Here is a 1,325-nt window from a genome sequence, read left to right on the forward strand (position 1 = left end):
TTAATAATTCAAATATAGTTAAATCGTAGCAGAATTAATTCTGTTACGATTTATTTTTTTCCATTGTTTTAAATGTATTATTTTTTGTTGATGTGCTTGGTTTGGAGTTATCATATTAATTGACATATGTATTCTAAAATTGTTGTATAAAGTTATGGCTTGTGTAACTTGTTTGTTTAAATTTTGATAGTTTTCAAATATTTCATGCAAACCAAATTCTTCTTTTAAAATTCCATTTACTCTTTCTGCTACTGCATTTTCATATGGATCGTATTCTTGCGTCATACTAATCAAAATATTGTTTTTCTTTAACAATTCGGTATACTCTTTACTACAATATTGTAAACCTCTATCAGAATGGTGAATGAGTTGATTTTTTGTTTCCCTGTTAATCAAAGCCATTTCTAAAGCTTTTACTGTAGTTGAACTCATTAAATTATCTGACAGTTGATAACCAACGATTTTCTTGGAACAAGCATCAGTGAGTAAATGCAAATAGTATGTTTTCTCTTTTGTTCGTAAATAAGTTATATCAGCAACCCAAACTTGCTCAGGTCTGTTAAGTACTAAATTGCTAATTAAATTTGGATAGCGTTTCATCCAATGTCTTGAGTTTGTTGTTTTGTAATATCTTCGAACTTTAGGTACTTGTAAATATTCTGCTTTTAAAAAATCTAAGAAATTATCTCGACCAATTGATATATGATGTTTTATAAATTCACTTTGTAACATTACGTAAAGTTTCTTGCCACCTGTTCGGGGTAATTGCTTACGAATAGTAACGACTAAACTTCGTAATAATTCTGAGTTGTATTTAGGTGTTCTACCGTTTTTCTTTCGCTTGTAAAATGCTTGTTTTGTGTATCCAAACAGTTCGCATAACTCATAAATAGTCAATGAACTATTTACATTTATTTCTTCGACTGCTTGGAACCAGACTTTTTTACAATATCGATTTTAAGTTCACGTTCAGCTATTTCAATAAATCGTTTAAATACTTTTAATTCTTCTTCTTTTTTTGCTAATTGAGCTTCTAGCTCTTTTATACGCTGTTGTTGAGGATCTTTCATAGGACGACCAATAGTTAATTTATCTTCATAGGTAAATTTACCATATTTTTTTAACCATCTTGGTATACAACTACTACCTACAATATTGTAACGTCTTCGAAGCTCTGCTTTTGTAAATAAACCCCTCTCAAATTCACTTACAACTTGACGTTTAAATGCTTCGCTATAAATTTGTGGGGCAATTGGAATTTTTGAAATTTTCTTCTTTGTTGACATATTATCTAATTTTTAGTCAACTTTTTTCAGGACAAGACA

General features: G+C 29.2%; 1 protein-coding gene. It reads right to left on the reverse strand.

All coding sequences use genetic code 11. The annotated features are described in order from the left end of the window. Window positions 1-18 precede the first annotated feature (18 nt). Window positions 19-1,286, reverse strand: a protein-coding gene (locus QO190_RS13220) for an IS3 family transposase (RefSeq protein ID WP_371481350.1) whose coding sequence is annotated in 2 segments (ribosomal slippage) — window positions 19-947 and window positions 947-1,286 — 1,269 coding nt in all. Because the reading frame shifts where the segments join, the coding sequence is not laid out codon by codon here. Window positions 1,287-1,325: the final 39 nt, after the last annotated feature.

The sequence above is a fragment of the Cloacibacterium sp. Arc13 genome (assembly GCF_041431305.1).
In the GTDB taxonomy this organism is placed as follows: Bacteria; Bacteroidota; Bacteroidia; order Flavobacteriales; family Weeksellaceae; genus Cloacibacterium; species Cloacibacterium caeni_B.